Below are 16,167 nucleotides of genomic sequence, written 5' to 3' on the forward strand. Positions count from 1 at the left end.
ACTGCCGTGTATACGCACCTGATGCTGCGTTGGCCGGTGCCCCGTCACGTGGCCCGATCGACCTCCCGGGCATCTTTGGCGTCCCTCGTCGCCCTGACCGCGCTCGCCACAGCCTTGCCGGCGCTGGCGCAGACACCGTCCGAGCCGGCTGTCACGGGCGACGTGCCGATGGCCGACTACCTAGCTCTGCTCCAGCAGATCTCCCCTGCGGCGCACCAAGGGGCGCAGGCCTATCTCCAGGCGCACGAGCGCCGGTGCCGCCGGAGTCTTTCGAGCCGCGAGTTGCGACAGGCAATGGCGGAAGGAGACGGCGATCCGCTGCTGATGGCGATGATCCGGGCCAGCCACCTCCAGGACGGACCAGGTCTGACGCGGCTTGGCGAGCAGGTCTCTTGCACCCGAAAGGCGGCAAGATGAAGTTCGAAATGCCACTGCCTCGGGCAGGTTGCACCAGCCCGGCGGCACGCGTCATTCGGTCGCTGCTGGTGGCCGTCGCCTCGATCCTGAGCACGGCCGCCCACGCCGTGGACCTGGGGACCATCGGCCCGACCTATGGCATTGCCGAGCCCCACCTGCTGGAGTTCATACAGCAGCGCCTGCGCGACAAGGAACGCACGGGCGAACTGCAGCGTCTGATCGAAGAGGCCCGCAACCGCAGTGTGGCCGCCGTACGCCAGCCCGCTCCGGTCGAGGGCATACGAAGCACCGAGACGGCACGGTCCTGGACCATCGATCCGACCTTCACGCTCGACCGCAACATCGTCGATGCGCAGGGCCGGCTGCTGTTCCCGGCCGGGACGCGCAAGAACCCGCTGGAGGTGGTGTCGCTGTCCAAGCGGCTGCTGTTCTTCGATGCCCGTGACGGACGGCAGGTCGCTCGGGCCCGCGAGCTGATCGCGCGTTACGACGGCAAGGTCAAGCCCATCCTGACAGGTGGCTCGTATCTGGACCTGATGAAGGCCTGGCGTGTGCCGGTGTACTACGACCAGCAGGGGACGCTGACCCGCCGCTTCGGCATCAGGCAGGTGCCCGCCCTGGTCTCGCAGGAAGGCATGCGCCTGCGCGTCGACGAGGTGCTCGTGCAATGACCACCCTGCCCGCCCTGATCCGCTGGCTTGCCGCACTGAGGATGCCCGCGCTTCGCCGATGGGCCGACCACGTGCTTGCCCGCGCGGTGCTGCTCGCCGCCCTGCCCTGGGTGGCGCCTGCGCAGGCCGCCGACAGCCTGACCTGCACCGGCCGCTTCCCCAACCCGATCACCGAGATCTGCTGGAGCTGCATCCTGCCGATCAGCATCGGCAGCGCCACCATCGCCAATTTCGATGGGCAGGAGGACATCCCCAACCCGTCCAACCCGGTCTGCAGCTGCGGCGTGAACCCCACCATCGGACTGTCGATCGGGTTCTGGGAGCCGGCCCGGCACGTGGAGGCCGTGCGCAAGCCGTTCTGCCTGGCGTCGCTGGGCGGCATCGACCTCGACCCCGGCATCCCGGCGCCGGCAGCAGCACGGTTCACGCGCCCCGAAGGCGACGGCGACGGCGGCAGCTTCTACCAGGCGCACTTCTACGTGAACCCGGTGCTGTACTGGCTGGAGGTGGTGACCGACTTCCCGTGCCTGGAGCGGGGCTCGTTCGACCTGGCCTATCTGACCGAGGTGGACCCGCTGTGGAACGACGACGAGCTCACCCTCATCCTCAACCCCGAGGCCGTGCTGTTCGCCAACCCGGTGGCGGTGGCGGCCTGCGCGGCCGATTGCGTGGCCGCGACCGCGGGCTTCGGCATCGCCGAGATGTTCTGGTGCGCCGGCTGCCAGGGCGGCATCTACCCCTTCGATGGCCACGTGCCGTACCACATGGGCGGCGTGCGAACGGCGGCCCTCATCGCGCAGCGGCTGACCGCCAAGATGCACCGCGAGCTGCTGGCCTGGGGCTGGCATGGCCGCCCGGGCCTGTGCGGGCCCTACTTCCTGCCGGCCATGGACAAGACCGCCTACAAGACCCAGCTGACCTATCCGGTGGCCAACACCGCCAAGGACGGCGGGCGCTGCTGCCAGCCCTTCGGCCGCAGCACCATCGTCTGGGGCGCCGGCAAGGAGTACCCGGTGCGCGGAGAGGACTTCGCGTTCATGCTGTTCAGGAAAAGGAACTGCTGTGTGGGCTACTGACAGGGCATCGTTCATCGGACGGACGCTCGTCGCGGGAGTCGCCGTGCTCCTTCTTGCCCGCAGCGTGCTGGGTGCCCCTGCGACGCCACCCGCTGTCACCGACGCCGACATCGAGCGCGCGCGCCAGCAGCATCGGATGCCTACCGAGGCTGAACTGGCACGGGTACCGATTCCTGGCGCACCTCGCATCGAAAACCTGCCGCAGCCGGTGACCCGCATGCCCATCGACCTCGAGGCCATATCCAGAGGCTTCGACCTGCAGAACGGCGCGCAGACAACGGCTATCGGTCCGGGCAAGAGAGGGCCGAAGGTGCTGATTTTCGTGAGCTTCGCGATGCCGGAGGCAACGCTGCAGCGGCTGGTGGATCAGGCCTCGGGGGCGGGCGCGACGCTGGTGCTGCGGGGGTTGATCAACGGCTCGATCCGCGACACGGTGACCCGCATGCAGGCGCTGATCGGCAGCCGCCGCGTTGCCGTCCAGATCGATCCGGAAGCGTTCGATCGCCATGGGATCACGAGGACGCCGACATTCGTCCTGGTCATGGACGGTGCCGGGGCCGAAGCGTGCGCATCCCGCGTGTGTGGCTCGTCGCGGCAGTTCGCGAAGGTCGCTGGAGATGTGACCCTAGACCATGCAATGCAGTACCTGAATCAGGACTCCAGAGCTTCAGTTCGTACAAAGCGGTAGTCCCCGCGCCCACTGCGCCCCGCGCCCAAAGCCAGCAACCTACCGCAGAAGACTGGTTGCGATCACTCAACTTCTGCAGTCGAGGGACCGCAGTTCGGTTCAGAGCTGGCATCCGCATATGCTGTGCGCTAGCGGCGGTCGACTACGCAGATGAAGCTGTTGGGCGTCCAGATGAGCGAGACGGCTGGCAGTCCTTCGAACTCCTCGGCGAGCCAACCAAGCGTCGCCCGGTCAATGCCTGAGTGCGTACCGCCCTGAGGGTGTGTGTGCCAGGTACCCACGAACGCCAGGTAGCCGAGGGAGTCCTCATGGGCCTGGCGCAAGTTCCTTTTCAGATCCTCGGTGCCGAGCACGAAGCGCGAGGGGCCCCGGTAGCTGTCAGCGCTAGCCTGGACCAGACCGGCAACGACGATGGTCCGAGCCTCGTGTGAGACGTGGCCGATCAACGCGCCACCGGTCTCGTATGAGCCCCAACGTGCCGCGTCGGCATTGATGTAATCCCGAACGCCAGCAAGCACGCGAACAGTCCACCCGCCGTCATCGGTGACCGGTAGCACCATCGTCGCTTCTTGCGAGACGAGGGACCAGTTCATGCCGATCCTGTCGTCTTGCTCCGTGCCGACGCCGAGTTGGCCGACCTCCGGCAGTCCGTGGGCCAACCAGCGTTCGATCTGCATTGCCACCAGCGCAGCCGACCTCGAAACCGTGGCGTCGGATATCGGTGCCGTCAACGACCGACAGTTGTCACCGACAAAGACCTGCGTTAGCTCCGAGGAAGTGCCCTTCAGCGCCGCACGCAGTTGGGTATCCCAGCGACAGCGCTCAAAGAGCAGGGCGCTCAGATCGTCGGTCGTGACGGCGCGTTGGTGACCTTCAAGAGCCAGCACCGCGCAGCGCCCCTGGCCGTACATCAAGGTGCGAGCAAGGCGGGCTCCGGTTGAGGCCAGCAGTGGCGACAAGGCCTGGACGGCGAGCACCTTCAACGACGCCGTGGCGTCAAGCACAAGGACGGTGCCCTCGGGAACGACCTCCACAAACTTGGCGGGGTTGCCGAGTACCGTCACCGCGTCCGTGTCGAACGCGCGCGCACCGGCGTGCGACAACTGGGTGAAGGTCTCGCGCATGAGATCGGCCTTGCGCTTGGGCACAAGTGCGGTCGGGTAGTCGAGCAGCGCGTGGCGGGCCGAGTTGTGCGGCGAGAGCGCCTCGATGTCCACGAAGCTCATGTTCCCGAAGCCGGCCCGACCGAGGTGCAGCGAAATCTTGGAGCCAAGGCTCCCGCAGCCGAGGACCGTGATCGGCTGAGACACCGCCGCGCCCGCAAGGCCCGAGGTCCTGGCCAGGAGTTCGGGGGATAGCGCGTGGGCATGAAATGCCGGGTGTACCGTCGCAGCGCGTCGGAACAGGTCCTTGGGGTCGATCTCGTAGCGGACCACGTAGGGGAGCAACTCGATGCTGCGGCCCGGCGCGCCGACCAGCGACGCCGGCCGTTGGACCGCCAGGATGACGACCGCGTAGAGCCCATAGCTCCAGGTGCGTGGGTTCTGCTTGGCGACGAGGATCGCACGCCCGTAGTAGTCGTCCAGGGCCTTGGCCAGCGCGTTCCGGTCGATGCCCAGGTCCGCCGCCCGAACGAGCAGCGATTCGAATTCGGCAACCGACTCGGGCTGATAACGCGAGAAGATCTGCGGCTGTCCGTTCTGCAGCGGCGCGCGGGCAACGAACACGGCGGCGCGCCCCGACGCCCACTTCAGGTCGTCCTTCTGGTGCGCCTGCTGGTCGAAGGCGGGCTCGGGCACCGGCACCAGGTTGGGATCGACGAGCGCGCTGATGCCACCATCGATGGCGACGTAACCGGCGTTGATCGCTACGAGCGAGCCGTCCAACGGCGCCAGGGCCGCGACCTGCTCGGCGCTGAAGACAATCGTCGACGGACAGGAGTCTCGGCGCGCCGGCTCCCACCCTTGCGAAAGGTCGATCAACGTTCCCGAGGCCGCCTTGTGCAGCCAGTCCACCAGTTGGTCGACCACGGCGTCCACGCCGAACCGGTGCATCAATTCATCCAGCGAGCCCTCGAAAATGCATGGTGACACCGCCTGGCCAGGGCGATGCGCATTGATGTGCGGCAGGTCGAGCGGAAAGTCCGCCCGCAGGAACGGACGCGGCGCAGACAGCGGCCAGTCGCTCTTGAAGACGAACTTGCAGGTCTCGACTTCTCGGACTCCCGTCGCAGACTGCCCCTCGTGCCGGCTGCGGCTGGGAAGCTCGACCCGGATGTCTACCTCGACCTCCGTCAGGCCGCCGGCGGTCGACGGAGTGCCCACCCGCGCGACCGCGCGGTGCCGACCGAGGCGCGCGATGGCGTCGTCGACGGCTTCGGCCATCGTCAGCCGTGCGGCATCGGCGTGCGTGCCGATGAGACCACCGCGGCCAGCTTGGCTGCAGCCTGCTTCTTGGACGGTGCTTGCAGGCCCTGCCGGCTGACCGTGAACTCGAGCGGCTCGACAGCATCGGCGTTGGGGTACTCGCCGGTGCAGAAGAACTGTCCCTTCGCGTCGTTCGCGATGTCGACGTACTCGCGCTTGGCGCGGATGCACGGCGGGTCGCTGTCGTCGTCCTTGATCGGCTTGCAACTGGCCACGATGGTGGCGCCGCCGCGGGTCTGCGAGAGCGCCTTGCGAGCGTCCGCGTCCACCTTGACCTTCTCGCCCAGATCCGACCAGCTGTCCTCCGACAGCGAGTGCCACGAGCAGTGGTGCGGCGTCTGCAGCAGGTCGTACTCGAGCACGCCCTTATTGTCCTTGTGGCGTTGCCACTGGAGGTTCCAGATAAACACCTCGGCGTCGCCTCCGGTGAGGAACTTGGCCCCGTCGGGGTGCAGCGCGTCGGCGGCCAGCGTGATGTTCATGATCACGCTCGACTGGTTCTTTTCGAGGCACTCCTCGAGCTCTTCGTTGTCCTCCGCATCGATCGGCGCGAGCAGGTAGGCCGAGAAGTACGAGGAGTACTTGCCGTTGATGGTCGAGAAGCTCGTATCCACCTTGCGCACGATCGGCCCGAGGTCGTCAGTCTTGCCGTCGACGTCCTCACCCATGATCTGGATGCGGTCGCCCTCGCCGACGGCGAAGCCCGTGTCGCGGTTGCGCTTCACCCGCCGCCGTGCCTCCCCATTGAACTTCTGCGCGTCCGAGCACAGCGTGTGGTTCTTGCTCGCGCGCCGGAACACGATCGGCGAAGACCAAATCTCGCGGATGACGATCTTCTTGTCCTTGTCGGCCTTCTTGTCGTCGGGGTAGTCCGACAGCGGGCCCAGGTAGAAGTGGCGTTCGAGGCCGCGGCAGTGGTCCTGGTCGGGGTGGCTCAACAGGAAGGCGTCGACATACGGCCGCCCGTTGGAATCGCGCTTGAGGCGATCGCGCAGGTCTTTGGCGACGTCGCGGGCATCCCCGTCGGGGTCGTCGGCATCCTGGCGGATGTTGATGTCGATCAGCAGCGTCGTGGCGTCGGCGTCGCCGAACTTCAGCAGCGTCATGTCGCCGTTGTCGACGGGGAAGAAGGTGATAGTGCTCGGCATGGTGTTGACTCCCTGGACGGATTCTACAAAGTCACGTAGACTAACTACGCCAATCCAACGCAACGACTATACATTTTAGACGCATAAATGGGTGAACCGCCTTCCGACGCCGCACCGACCAAGGGCTTGAGCTGGGGGCTGGAGCGCCGGCTACAGTTCATTGACTTCAGGTTGCGATGGGAGGGACGGTTGAACCGGACCGACCTGGTCGAGCACTTCGGGCTGTCGATCCCGCAGGTCTCGCTGGACATCGCCAAGTACACGGAGCTGGCGCCAGGCAACCTCACCTACGACCGCAGTTCCAAGACCTACGTCGCTGGCAGCGAGTTCAAGCCCCTGTACCAGCGGAGTTCGGCGCGTAGCTTTCTGGCCGAGTTGCTGGCCACGAAGTCCGGACTCATCGAGATGGCCACGAGCTTCCTCGGCACGCCTATCGAGGCTGACTGGGCGCCAACGCCACAGCGCAGGTTGAACGAGCGGATCGTCGAGACGATGGTCCGGGCGATCCGGGGCAAGCTCGCCATCAGCGTCACCTACCAGTCGATGAGCTCGCTGGATGCGCCCGAGCGGGTGCTGTCGCCACACGCGCTCGGCTATGACGGCTTTCGTTGGCACGTGAGGGCGTTCTGCCATAAGCGCGGGCGCTTCAGCGACTTCGTGTTGGCTCGCATCCTGAACACCGGTCAGGCCGAGCCAAGCACAGTCGATCCGCGGCTCGACGCGCAGTGGCAGACGATCCTGCCGTTGGTTTTGGTGCCGCACCCAGACCTGCCGCCCGCCAAAAAGCGCGTCATCGAACTTGACTACGGGATGCAGGACGGTCAGGCCGAGTTGCCTTGCCGCCAGGCGTTCCTGTACTACACGATGCGTCGGTTGGGGTTGCACGCGCAGTCGACGGATCCCCAGGCGCAACAGATCGCGCTGAAGAACCGCGAGGAGATCCAGCCGTTCCTCGATGCTGTCGGCTCTCAAAACTAGCCCATGTCACTCATCGACTTGATCAAGGATCCCTACGAGCGCAAGGCGCGCATCACGCCGGGCCTACTGGTGGCGCTGCCGCTTCTGGTGCCGCTGCTGTGCGTCTATGGCCCCCGGCACCCGGTGCTCGCCAGCCTGGTGGCTTTGCTTGGCGGCTGCGGTGCGATCTACGGCCTGGCCAGCGTGGCACGCGGCCGGGGAAAACAGTTGGAAGAGGCACTGGTGCGCGAGTGGGGCGGCATGCCCACCACGATCGCGCTGCGGCACGCCGACCCGTTTCTGGATAGCGTCAGCAAGCATCGATACCACGCAGCGATCGCCGCCAAGCTCGGCATCGCGATGCCGACGGCCGAGGAAGAGGCTGCGGATCCTGCCAAGGCAGACGACATCTACGTTGGGGCCACCAAGCGCCTGCGAGAGCTGACGCGAACCAACAAGAGCCTGTTGCTTAAGGAGAACATCGCGTACGGATTTCATCGGAACATGCTCGCGATGAAGCCGATCGGCGTGCTCGTGTCAGCGTTCGGCGTCCTCTACGGCTTGGTCATCGCACGCGCGGTGCAGGTCGACCCACCGTACTTCGCGCCCGCCAACCTGCTAGACCCTGGCCTCGCGGCAGGTCTGTCGCTGCTGGTGTCGATCAGCCTGCTCGCGGCCTGGCTCCTCTACTTCGACAGGGCAGCGGTACGGCGCATCGGCTTCGCGTACGCAGAGCGCCTGTTCGAGTTGTTGCCGTCCCTGCCGTCAGCGGTACCCCGCAAGCCTACGGCCAAGGCCTCTTCGAATTCGTGACGGGATCTGCAGTACGCCACGCCGGAGCCCGGCGCCTACTACCGCGACTAGGCGATGGGCCATCCGTTCAGAACGGAGGCGAAATGCGATACGTGCCGACAACGCGGAACGACAGCACGATCGACTTCATGCCGAGCGGCTCGAGCTGCTTGTCTTACAGGGTATTGCCATGAGCAACCTGCTGCACGATGGCGCGCTTCAGGTCTTCGACGTCGACCACGGGCAATGCGCATTGCTGACTATGCCGACGAGTTGGGGAACGACGTACCGCGTGCTCATCGACTGCGGTCACGCGGTCAACTTCTGCGGCGGGCCGTGGCATCCAGGGGAGCACCTGCAATCAATGGGCGTCACCTACGTCGACATGCTGGTCTGCACGAACTTCGACGAAGACCACATGTCGGGCTTTCCCGACATGGAGGAGAGAGGCATCACGATAGGCTGCCTCCTAGGCAATCCCAGCGTGGCCCCCGAAACCATCATCAAGCTCAAGACCGAGGATGGCCGCGACAATTTGGGCAAGGGTATCGAGGCAGTAGCGCGGAGCATGGCTCTGCGGCGCGACATCGGTTGGCGACAGATTCCGCCTCAGATTCCAGGTGTCCACATGATTTGGACCTGGAACCGATACCCCACATTCGAGGACGAGAACAACCTGAGCCTGGTGTTCACGCTCGATGTCCTCGGCCACCGTTTCATGTTCCCCGGCGACATGGAGTGTGCAGGATGGCGCCAGTTGCTTGAGTTGGAGCAGTTCTGGCCAGTCGTAGGCGGTGTAGACGTGCTGGTTGCCGCGCACCATGGTCGAAGGAACGGTATCTGCCCAGAGATGTTCAGCGTCTATCGCTGCCAGCCGAAAGTGATTGTCATCAGCGACGACTACAAGCAATACGAGACGCAGGAGACGACAAATTTCTACGGCTCGAACGCGAGTGGCATTTCCGGCTTCCGAACAGAGCTTGGGCTGCGAAAGGTGCTCACCACGCGATGCGACGGGCCCATAACCTTCTCGTTCCAGGGCCGGAACTGCTTTGTCTATTGAACGCGGCAAGCGTACCGGCGATGTCGTCATTGACCTCTGACCCACCGTCGGGAAGTCCCAGCCTGCGCTATGCAGTAGACCAGTTGCTGTCGTCTGCTTTCTCGCGGCGGCAGCCGGGCGGCCCAGTCACCAGTTTCCTGTTTGGTAGGCCAGGAACGCCGGCTGGCCTGCTGAACTTGGGTGCAGAGGTGTACTTCTCCCGCGTCGGACTGATGAAGACCGCCTTGCTTGTGCGTGCGGTCGGTCCTTCGTACCTCAGGAGCCTGACGATCTCGAAGATCGCATCGCGCTTGATGGATTTCATCAAGGACAATTTCTACTTGCTCGCGCCGCACGTGTGGGGACAGCAGTTTGAGGAATCGTATGCCGACCGCTTGCCTGACGAGATCAAGCAAAGCCTGACCCAGTCCTTGGCTGCGTCGACACTGATGTCGCCCTCGGCGTATCCGACGCTCTTTCCGCTCGTTCCGGTCGAGGTACTCAAGGACTTCGTTGCCGATAGCTTCTTCCTCATCAAGGCCGACTCGCTCGAGCAGTCCCATCTTCGGGTCGCAGCGCAATTGAAGCCCGCACAGTTCCCGCCATTTCCCTACTGGCAAGGCCGAGTCGAGAGGCCGATTGCGTGGCTCGGAGTGCACACGCCAGCGTCGGAGGCGGCCACGAAGGCGCGCAACGCAATCCTTGGAGCGGTGGCGCTTCTGCCGCATCCGCGCGAGCGCTACCAGTTCTCTGGCCGCAAGATGTTCGGAGGGCGTGCCTCGCTGGAGAATGGCAATGCCAGCTTTTCGTACGGCGAGCCATGCACGCCCGCGATGATGGAGAACATCAAGATCGAGGCGCAGGACCACGTTTGGTTGGAGTTGCTCTCCACCAAGCTCGGGGAAGAGACGGATGAGGCACGGCGCGAGATCAAGGCACTCGAGTACTTCTATCGCGCGTGGTCGCTCGGCGACTCCGAGCGGTTCCCCGTCTTGTTCATGGCCCTCGATGCGCTCTTCTCGAATGCCGCGCAGCACACACAGGCGGTAGCGGACTCCGTCAGCTCGACGATGGGAACGGTGTATGACGTAACCCGGCTGAAGTTGCTCTTGAAGATGAGGGCCGCAGTCATCCACGGTGGCGCCCCAGACGTCTACGACGCCAGCAACTACGTAAAGTACTACGAGGCGTACGAAGCGGACCCGGTCGACGACATGGAACGCATTGCTGCACAGTGCCTTCGTCAGAGGGTCTTCGGCGGCAGCCTGTCGCCCAAACCACACCACTACGCCCACATCCTCAAGGAGCACGGCATCGAGGCGTGATTGGGCGGGGCACCAGGTCAGGGCGAAGGACTCCTCACGCCTTAGTCGAGCGAGTAGCGGCGCGCGGCGATTCAGTTTCAACAAGTGGCAAAACAGACGCCTCCCGTGACCGTCGTCGGATGCCTGACGCTACTGTGAACGCAATCGCCGCAACTCGACCGGCGACTCCACGTCGGCGCATCAGCGGCTGCAGTCCGTCATCGACCTTTCGTAGCAAAGGTAGAGGCAAACGGCGGCAATCGCGGCACAGCCGTGCGCCGAAAGCTTGCCCAGCATCGAAACCCCACCCTCGTGCACCCCGTTTCCCCGAGACACCGACCGGACTGCCCCTGACCATGGGGCGTGCTTCTCCCCACCCCGCCCGGCCCCGGTAGCCACCGCCCTTCCCCGCCGCCGTTGACGGCGAGCCGCGCCTCGCCGTGGCGCCGCCTCGTCGCCGGCATCACCACCGCCTGCTTTCTGACAACGCAGACGGCAGCCGTCGCTGGCCCGCACGAGGAAGGTGTTGCCGCCGGCCAGGCCGCGAACCCCGTGGCACGCGGCAACGTCACCACACCGGGCGCCACCGCCGTGGTCCCAGGCTACACGACCACCCCTCCTGAGCGCAGCTACTACCGCCAGCCCAACCTGTCGACGCAGGGCAGCGCGAGGCTGTCTGCCTGTGCACTGACCCCCACCGACCCTCTCTGCCAGGCGCAGCGTGGCGCCTTCTCCTCGGCAAACACGCCGCGCCCGACGGTCGGCGCCGATGACCCTGCCGTGGCTGCCGCGCGTGCAATCGGCCGGACGCCGTCGGCCGAGCTGGGCAGCCTGGCCGCCTACTACAGCGGTTGCACCACCACGATCACCCCGGTGCCCGCCGGCATGCAGCCACGCAGTTGCCTGCGCTACGTCGGCGTCGGCAACTACAGCTGCAGCCGAAGCCTGACCGTCAGCACGACGCGGACCACCAGCTGCAACCCGGGCGACTGGTTCGCCCACGCCGCCTCCGGCCGCACGGGTCTGGACGTGCAGTGCCTGCCCGACCGCGCCGTCACCGCGCAGCACTTCCGCGTCACCCAGGACGGCAATCCGCTCACCTTCTTCGACGTGGACATGACGACGCCGGTCGTCTTCCCGCAGATCGTGTCGGTCCTCGACACCACCTACTCGATGATCGACGGCCAGCCCATCCGCACGGCCGTCTGGGTGGCTGACAAGAGCTGCAGCGGATCGACCTGCAGCCTGACGGCGATGGTGGCCCCGGAGCGCGCCGAGGTCTGTACCGGTGGTGGCGACTCCGGCTACAGCTGCACCAGCGTCGAGCCCTTCCTCAGGGTCTACGCCGCCTGCCGCGCCGGCACGCAGAGCGGGGACAACATCCAGGACACCGTCTGCCAGGGCGACAGCGGCTGCACCACCTCCGCGCTGGACGGCACCAGGTGCTACGCGCCCGCTCCCGGATGGACGTCCTACGCCGGCATCGACATCACCGGCGCCATAGGCGGCTATTACTGGAACATCGACGCCGACCGGGCCGTGATCGGCTGGGCGCCCAACCCCGCCTTCGGCCCGATTCCGACGATGCGGCTGTCCTATACGCGGCCAGCCACCACCGTCACCGAGACCGACCGCTGGGACGACCAGTGCCCGACCCTGGACGCCGGTGGTCGCTGCACCACGACCTCGCCCGCCGTCTGCACCGATGGCCCGGCGACCAAGGTCGTCGACGGCGTGGCCGTCACCCGCGACTGTTGGAAGTACCGGAGCACCATGTCGTGCAGCGGTGGCGCATCGGCCGACCAGTGCGCACCGCTGGTGGCAACAGGCTGCACGCCGCAGTCGTCGACCTGTCGGCAGACCAACGCCGTCACCGGCGTGTGCGAGGTGTTCGAGGACGGCTACAGCTGCCCCGTGCCCGCCGAGACCGTCACCACCAGCAGCAACTGCCCGACCAACGTCTTCTGCCTGAGCGGCAACTGCTTCGACATCGGCGCGCCGAACGACCCCGACTTCGCGCGCAGCATGTCGATGCTCGAGGCCGGGCGCGAGGCGGGCATCTACCTGGACGCCGACCGCATGCAGGTCTTCAAGGGCGAGGAGAACCGCTGCCGCGACCGCCTGCTGAAGAACTGCTGCTACGCCGACGGCGCCGGCGCCGGCATGACGAACCAGAGCATCTTCGGAGGTGGCTCGCGCCTTGTGTTCGACGTGCTGATGAACTCGCAGAACCAGCAGTTCATCTACCAGGGCATCTCGGCGCTGCTGATGGGCGGCGGCTTCAGCGGCACGTTCACGACCTACGGCGTGACGGTGGCGGTCAACGGCGCCGCCCTGCCCGCCGGATCGGTGGCCGTGTATGCCGGGGACAGCCTGGTCGTGGCCTTCGACCCGTGGACGCTGGCCATCGCGGTGATCATCTACATCGTCCTCTCGATGATGTCCTGCAACGAGGACGAGGGGAAGCTGGCGATGAAGGAAGGCGCCAGGCTGTGCCACACGATCGGCACCTGGTGCTCATCCTGCTTCCGGGTCCTGGGCGTGTGCGTGTCCTGCGTCGAGCACACCACCTCGAAGTGCTGCTTCAACTCGATGCTGGCGCGCATCGTCAATGAACAGGGCCGCGCGCAGATCGGCAAGGGCTGGGGCGGCGCGCAGAACGCCGACTGCTCCGGATTCACCGTGGCGCAACTGCAGACGCTCAACTTCGCGGCGATGGACCTGTCGGAGTTCTACGCGTCTCTGGTACCGACCCTGCCGAACGTCAACGCGCTGCAGGCCGGCAGCGCCAGCCGCGTGCCCACCTGCTACTACGGCCAGGGGAAGTGCCAATGAAGGCCATCACCGTTCTGGTCGGCGCCGCATGCGCCTTGATCGCCAGCGCGGCCATCGCGCAGGAACGACTGCCGGTCCACGATGCCAAGCAGCTGATGCTGTCGGCCCTGGACGCACCCGACGGCAAGGCCCATGGGGTCCTGGTCGGTGAGGTCGCCGACGCGATCTCGAAGCGCTTCAACGCCACGACGCCGATCTACATCGACGTGAGCACCGAGAAGCGCTACGCCCAGCCCGGCTGCAGTCGCCTCAACGTGCGCTTCTGGCAAGACGGCGTGCAGCTGCCCAACTACGGCGCTGGCGGCGTGCAGGCACCGCGGCGGCAGACCATCGACTTCGGCATCAACTACTGCCGCGACGGCCAGCCGCCGCGGTCGCTGTCGTGAGGCGGCTCCCATGACGCTGCGCCGCCCTGCCTCGCGCCAAGCTCGGCTGGCACTCTGCCTCGTTGTCATGGTCGGCAGCGGGACGATCGTCCTTGCGCAGCCGCAGGACCCCGGACGGCCGTACTGGTCCGATAACTGGCGCGGCTGGCACTTCTACGAGGAGCCGGAGATCCCTCCGCCCGAACCACCGGCTTCCGCACCGCGGCAAGCCGCACCGGCATCGAGCGCCGCCACTGCGCCCCGGCGGTCGCCCCCCAAGCCCCCCGAGATCGTCGAGTTCGAGCGCCTGCAGAAGGCCCTCGAGGAGCGCCGGCACATCGCCATCATGCGGCCGACCGAAGCCAACGTACGCCGCTACATGGAGCTGGAGGCCCAGGTGGTGTCGCGCGCATCTACCTTCGCTGACGTGGCACAGCGCATCGCATGGGCCAGCCCGGAACTCGACCCCACGCTCCAGGGACGTCCGGTGAACGCGAAGGCGCTGGAGGTGTTCGACCAGCTTCAGACGGCCCAGCGCAGCCAGTCCATCAGCGCCCTGGGCCGCGACCACGTCCTGTTCTTCTTCTTCCGCAGCGACTGCCCCTACTGCCATGCCTTCGCGCCGACGCTCGAGGCCTTCCAGGCCCGGCACGGCATCAAGGTGGTCGCGATCAGCGTCGACGGTGGCCCGATCCCCGGCTTCGCGGATGCCCGGCGAGACAACGGGATCGCCACCACGCTTCGGGTGGGCCAGGTTCCGGCCGTCTACCTCGCCCAACCCTTCACCGGAAAGATCACCCCGATCGGCTTCGGCGTGCTGTCCGAGGCGCAACTGGTGGAGCGCATCTCGATGGTCGCCGCCTCGCCAGACAGCGCCGCCACACCTGTCCCGCGCGGGAACGGCGGCCTTCAGGCGCACGCCCGCATGACCGATCCGCGGTGAGGCGGCGAACCCACATCCCCGCCGACATGAATCCGAAGGAGACCCTCATGAAGCGTACCGACGCGCATCGGTCCCTGCACCGCGGAGCAGTTGTCGCCCTGTGCTGCTCCGCCCTCGCGCTGGGCCCAGCGCCACTGCGGGCCGGCGACCTGAACGCCGAGGTGAACAACATGTTCAACAGCCTGGGCGCCATCGGCAACTACACCGCACCCGGCGCGTTCCGCGGGCAGACCTTCAACACCTACACCGGGGGCAGCCTGTTCATGCGGGCACCGAACAAGGTCTACCAGCTCGCGGCGATCCAGTTTCCGAGCGCACGCGCCGGCTGCGGCGGCATCGACGTGTTCGGCGGCTCCTTCTCGCACATCTCGGCGGCCGAGTTCAAGAACATGCTGCGCAACATCACGGCCGCTCTGCCGGGCATCGCCTTCCAGCTGGCGCTGGAGTCGGTCTCGCCGCTGCTGGGCGGGCTGACAAAGTGGGCCAAGGGCCTGGAGACCTGGATCAACAACGCGCGCATCAACTCCTGCGAGACCGCAAAGGCCATCGTCAGCACGGCCGCCGAGGCAGCAGGCTTCAGCTCGCAGGAGGCCTGTTCCGATCTGGCCATCGAGATGGGCCTGGAGACCGACCGGGACGCCGCGCGCCGCCGCTGTGCGACCGACCGCCCCGGCATCCTGGCCTCGGCCCGATCCTCGGGCGACGCCAACATCCGCAACAAGGCGCCCTTCGTCGGCAACCTGACCTGGAAGGCGCTGCAGCGCACCGGCACCTACCTCGACGACCAGGAGCGCGAGCTCATCATGAGCATCGTCGGCACGGTGATCTTCTACCCAGAGGATGCGGCGCGGGACCCCGAGCCCGTGGCGCCGACGATCACCTCGATCAGCCAGCTGCTGTACGGCCAGGCGGCGGGCACCGGCACCAACGTCACGCAGCACCTGCTCCGGTGCAACAACTACACCGACTGCGACGTGGTGACGCTGAACACCAGCTACACCCACACGCCCTTCACCGCTCGCGTCGAGACCATGATGCGCTCGATCGCCGACAAGATCGCCACGCGAACGGCGATCCCGAACAACTCGGCGGAGGTCGGCTTCGTCAACCAGACCACCGAGCCGGTCTACAAGATGCTCTCGATCGGCGCGACGATTCCCGGCTCGGGGCTGTCCGACAGCCTGATCGCGCAGTACCGCGACGTGATCGCGGCCGACTACGCCTACGTCTTCTTGGAGCGGAACCTGCGCGTGGGCATGGCGGCGCTGGACAAGGACTACACCCTGCAGCAGACGCAGCGCGATCGCGCCAACCTGGTGAGGCAGCGGGCCCAGGCCATGCTGCTGCAGTTGTCGCAGGAGAAGAACCTGCTGTACCAGAAGGTCGGCTCGTTCCGGGCGGTATCCAGCCACCTGGAGCAGCTCGAGCGGCAGCTGCGTTCGAGCATGCCCCAGCACGTGATGGACATGCTGGGGCAGCAGGCGGCCTTCCAGGCCCGCTGAC

Annotated in this window: 14 protein-coding genes; 12 read left to right on the plus strand and 2 right to left on the minus strand. The window is 66.3% G+C overall.

The window, feature by feature from the left end; genetic code table 11:
* Nucleotides 1–6: 6 nt before the first annotated feature.
* The 4 genes from HQN59_RS03990 to trbC are packed head-to-tail and all read left to right on the plus strand — an operon-like array spanning nt 7 to nt 2,852.
* The gene (locus HQN59_RS03990; protein ID WP_342451113.1) at nt 7–417 is read left to right on the plus strand and encodes a hypothetical protein; all 411 of its coding nucleotides are present in this window, start codon (nt 7–9) and stop codon (nt 415–417) included.
* The gene (gene traW, locus HQN59_RS03995) at nt 414–1,088 is read left to right on the plus strand and encodes a type-F conjugative transfer system protein TraW (RefSeq protein WP_246294693.1); all 675 of its coding nucleotides are present in this window, start codon (nt 414–416) and stop codon (nt 1,086–1,088) included. Before HQN59_RS03990 ends, traW begins: the two co-directional genes overlap by 4 nt.
* 41 nt (nt 1,089–1,129) lie before the next feature.
* The gene (locus tag HQN59_RS04000; protein ID WP_176067415.1) at nt 1,130–2,164 is read left to right on the plus strand and encodes a TraU family protein; all 1,035 of its coding nucleotides are present in this window, start codon (nt 1,130–1,132) and stop codon (nt 2,162–2,164) included.
* Between the two features lie 43 nt (nt 2,165–2,207).
* Entirely contained in the window at nt 2,208–2,852 is a 645-nt protein-coding gene (gene trbC / locus HQN59_RS04005; RefSeq protein WP_342451114.1) for a type-F conjugative transfer system pilin assembly protein TrbC, read from the plus strand.
* 128 nt (nt 2,853–2,980) lie between these two features.
* On the opposite strand, the gene HQN59_RS04010 is transcribed toward trbC, so the two are convergent.
* Together HQN59_RS04010 and HQN59_RS04015 are read right to left on the minus strand one after the other, a co-directional pair.
* On the minus strand, nt 2,981–5,236 hold the full coding sequence (locus HQN59_RS04010) for an anti-phage 6A-MBL system cap2_3 protein (RefSeq protein WP_176066367.1): 2,256 nt from the start codon (nt 5,234–5,236) through the stop codon (nt 2,981–2,983).
* Nucleotides 5,237–5,238: 2 nt separating this feature from the next.
* Nucleotides 5,239–6,426: an anti-phage 6A-MBL system MBL-fold protein gene (locus tag HQN59_RS04015; RefSeq protein ID WP_176066369.1), complete on the minus strand. Its 1,188-nt coding sequence runs from the start codon at nt 6,424–6,426 to the stop codon at nt 5,239–5,241.
* An 87-nt stretch (nt 6,427–6,513) separates the two neighbouring features.
* Between HQN59_RS04015 and HQN59_RS04020 the strand changes: the two genes are divergently transcribed.
* The 8 genes from HQN59_RS04020 (at nt 6,514) to HQN59_RS04055 (ending at nt 16,166) form a co-directional block, all read left to right on the plus strand.
* Nucleotides 6,514–7,404 carry a BrxR family helix-turn-helix transcriptional regulator gene (locus tag HQN59_RS04020; protein ID WP_176066371.1) on the plus strand — a complete coding sequence of 297 codons (891 nt, stop codon included), beginning with the start codon at nt 6,514–6,516 and terminating at the stop codon, nt 7,402–7,404.
* Between the two features lie 3 nt (nt 7,405–7,407).
* Nucleotides 7,408–8,196, plus strand: a complete 789-nt coding sequence (locus HQN59_RS04025) for a hypothetical protein (RefSeq protein ID WP_176066373.1) — start codon at nt 7,408–7,410, stop codon at nt 8,194–8,196.
* Between the two features lie 169 nt (nt 8,197–8,365).
* Nucleotides 8,366–9,238, plus strand: a complete 873-nt coding sequence (locus HQN59_RS04030; RefSeq protein ID WP_176066375.1) for a ComEC/Rec2 family competence protein — start codon at nt 8,366–8,368, stop codon at nt 9,236–9,238.
* Between the two features lie 20 nt (nt 9,239–9,258).
* Complete coding sequence (locus HQN59_RS04035) at nt 9,259–10,542, plus strand: hypothetical protein (protein ID WP_176066377.1); 1,284 nt, start codon at nt 9,259–9,261, stop codon at nt 10,540–10,542.
* Between the two features lie 396 nt (nt 10,543–10,938).
* Nucleotides 10,939–13,356 carry a type-F conjugative transfer system mating-pair stabilization protein TraN gene (gene traN, locus HQN59_RS04040; RefSeq protein ID WP_176066379.1) on the plus strand — a complete coding sequence of 806 codons (2,418 nt, stop codon included), beginning with the start codon at nt 10,939–10,941 and terminating at the stop codon, nt 13,354–13,356.
* Nucleotides 13,353–13,742, plus strand: coding sequence for a hypothetical protein (locus HQN59_RS04045; protein ID WP_176066381.1), 390 nt, complete (start codon nt 13,353–13,355; stop codon nt 13,740–13,742). The genes traN and HQN59_RS04045 overlap by 4 nt, the downstream gene beginning before the upstream one ends.
* A 10-nt stretch (nt 13,743–13,752) precedes the next feature.
* Nucleotides 13,753–14,664 (plus strand): conjugal transfer protein TraF, encoded by a 912-nt coding sequence (traF, locus tag HQN59_RS04050; protein ID WP_176066383.1) that lies wholly within the window; start codon nt 13,753–13,755, stop codon nt 14,662–14,664.
* A gap of 47 nt (nt 14,665–14,711) precedes the next feature.
* Nucleotides 14,712–16,166, plus strand: a complete 1,455-nt coding sequence (locus HQN59_RS04055; RefSeq protein WP_176066385.1) for a conjugal transfer protein TraH — start codon at nt 14,712–14,714, stop codon at nt 16,164–16,166.
* The last annotated feature ends 1 nt before the right edge of the window (nt 16,167 follow it).

The sequence above is a fragment of the Rhizobacter koreensis genome (genome assembly GCF_013366375.1).
Taxonomy (GTDB): domain Bacteria; phylum Pseudomonadota; class Gammaproteobacteria; order Burkholderiales; family Burkholderiaceae_C; genus Schlegelella_A; species Schlegelella_A koreensis.

Coding starts and splice junctions, on each gene's coding strand:
- traW (WP_246294693.1), top strand. CDS start 414: ATGAAGTTCGAAATGCCACTGCCTCGGGCAGGTTGCACCAGCCCGGCG.
- HQN59_RS04000 (WP_176067415.1), top strand. CDS start 1,130: ATGCCCGCGCTTCGCCGATGGGCCGACCACGTGCTTGCCCGCGCGGTG.
- HQN59_RS04010 (WP_176066367.1), bottom strand. CDS start 5,236: ATGGCCGAAGCCGTCGACGACGCCATCGCGCGCCTCGGTCGGCACCGC.
- HQN59_RS04015 (WP_176066369.1), bottom strand. CDS start 6,426: ATGCCGAGCACTATCACCTTCTTCCCCGTCGACAACGGCGACATGACG.
- HQN59_RS04020 (WP_176066371.1), top strand. CDS start 6,514: ATGGGTGAACCGCCTTCCGACGCCGCACCGACCAAGGGCTTGAGCTGG.
- HQN59_RS04025 (WP_176066373.1), top strand. CDS start 7,408: ATGTCACTCATCGACTTGATCAAGGATCCCTACGAGCGCAAGGCGCGC.
- HQN59_RS04030 (WP_176066375.1), top strand. CDS start 8,366: ATGAGCAACCTGCTGCACGATGGCGCGCTTCAGGTCTTCGACGTCGAC.
- HQN59_RS04035 (WP_176066377.1), top strand. CDS start 9,259: ATGTCGTCATTGACCTCTGACCCACCGTCGGGAAGTCCCAGCCTGCGC.
- HQN59_RS04045 (WP_176066381.1), top strand. CDS start 13,353: ATGAAGGCCATCACCGTTCTGGTCGGCGCCGCATGCGCCTTGATCGCC.
- traF (WP_176066383.1), top strand. CDS start 13,753: ATGACGCTGCGCCGCCCTGCCTCGCGCCAAGCTCGGCTGGCACTCTGC.
- HQN59_RS04055 (WP_176066385.1), top strand. CDS start 14,712: ATGAAGCGTACCGACGCGCATCGGTCCCTGCACCGCGGAGCAGTTGTC.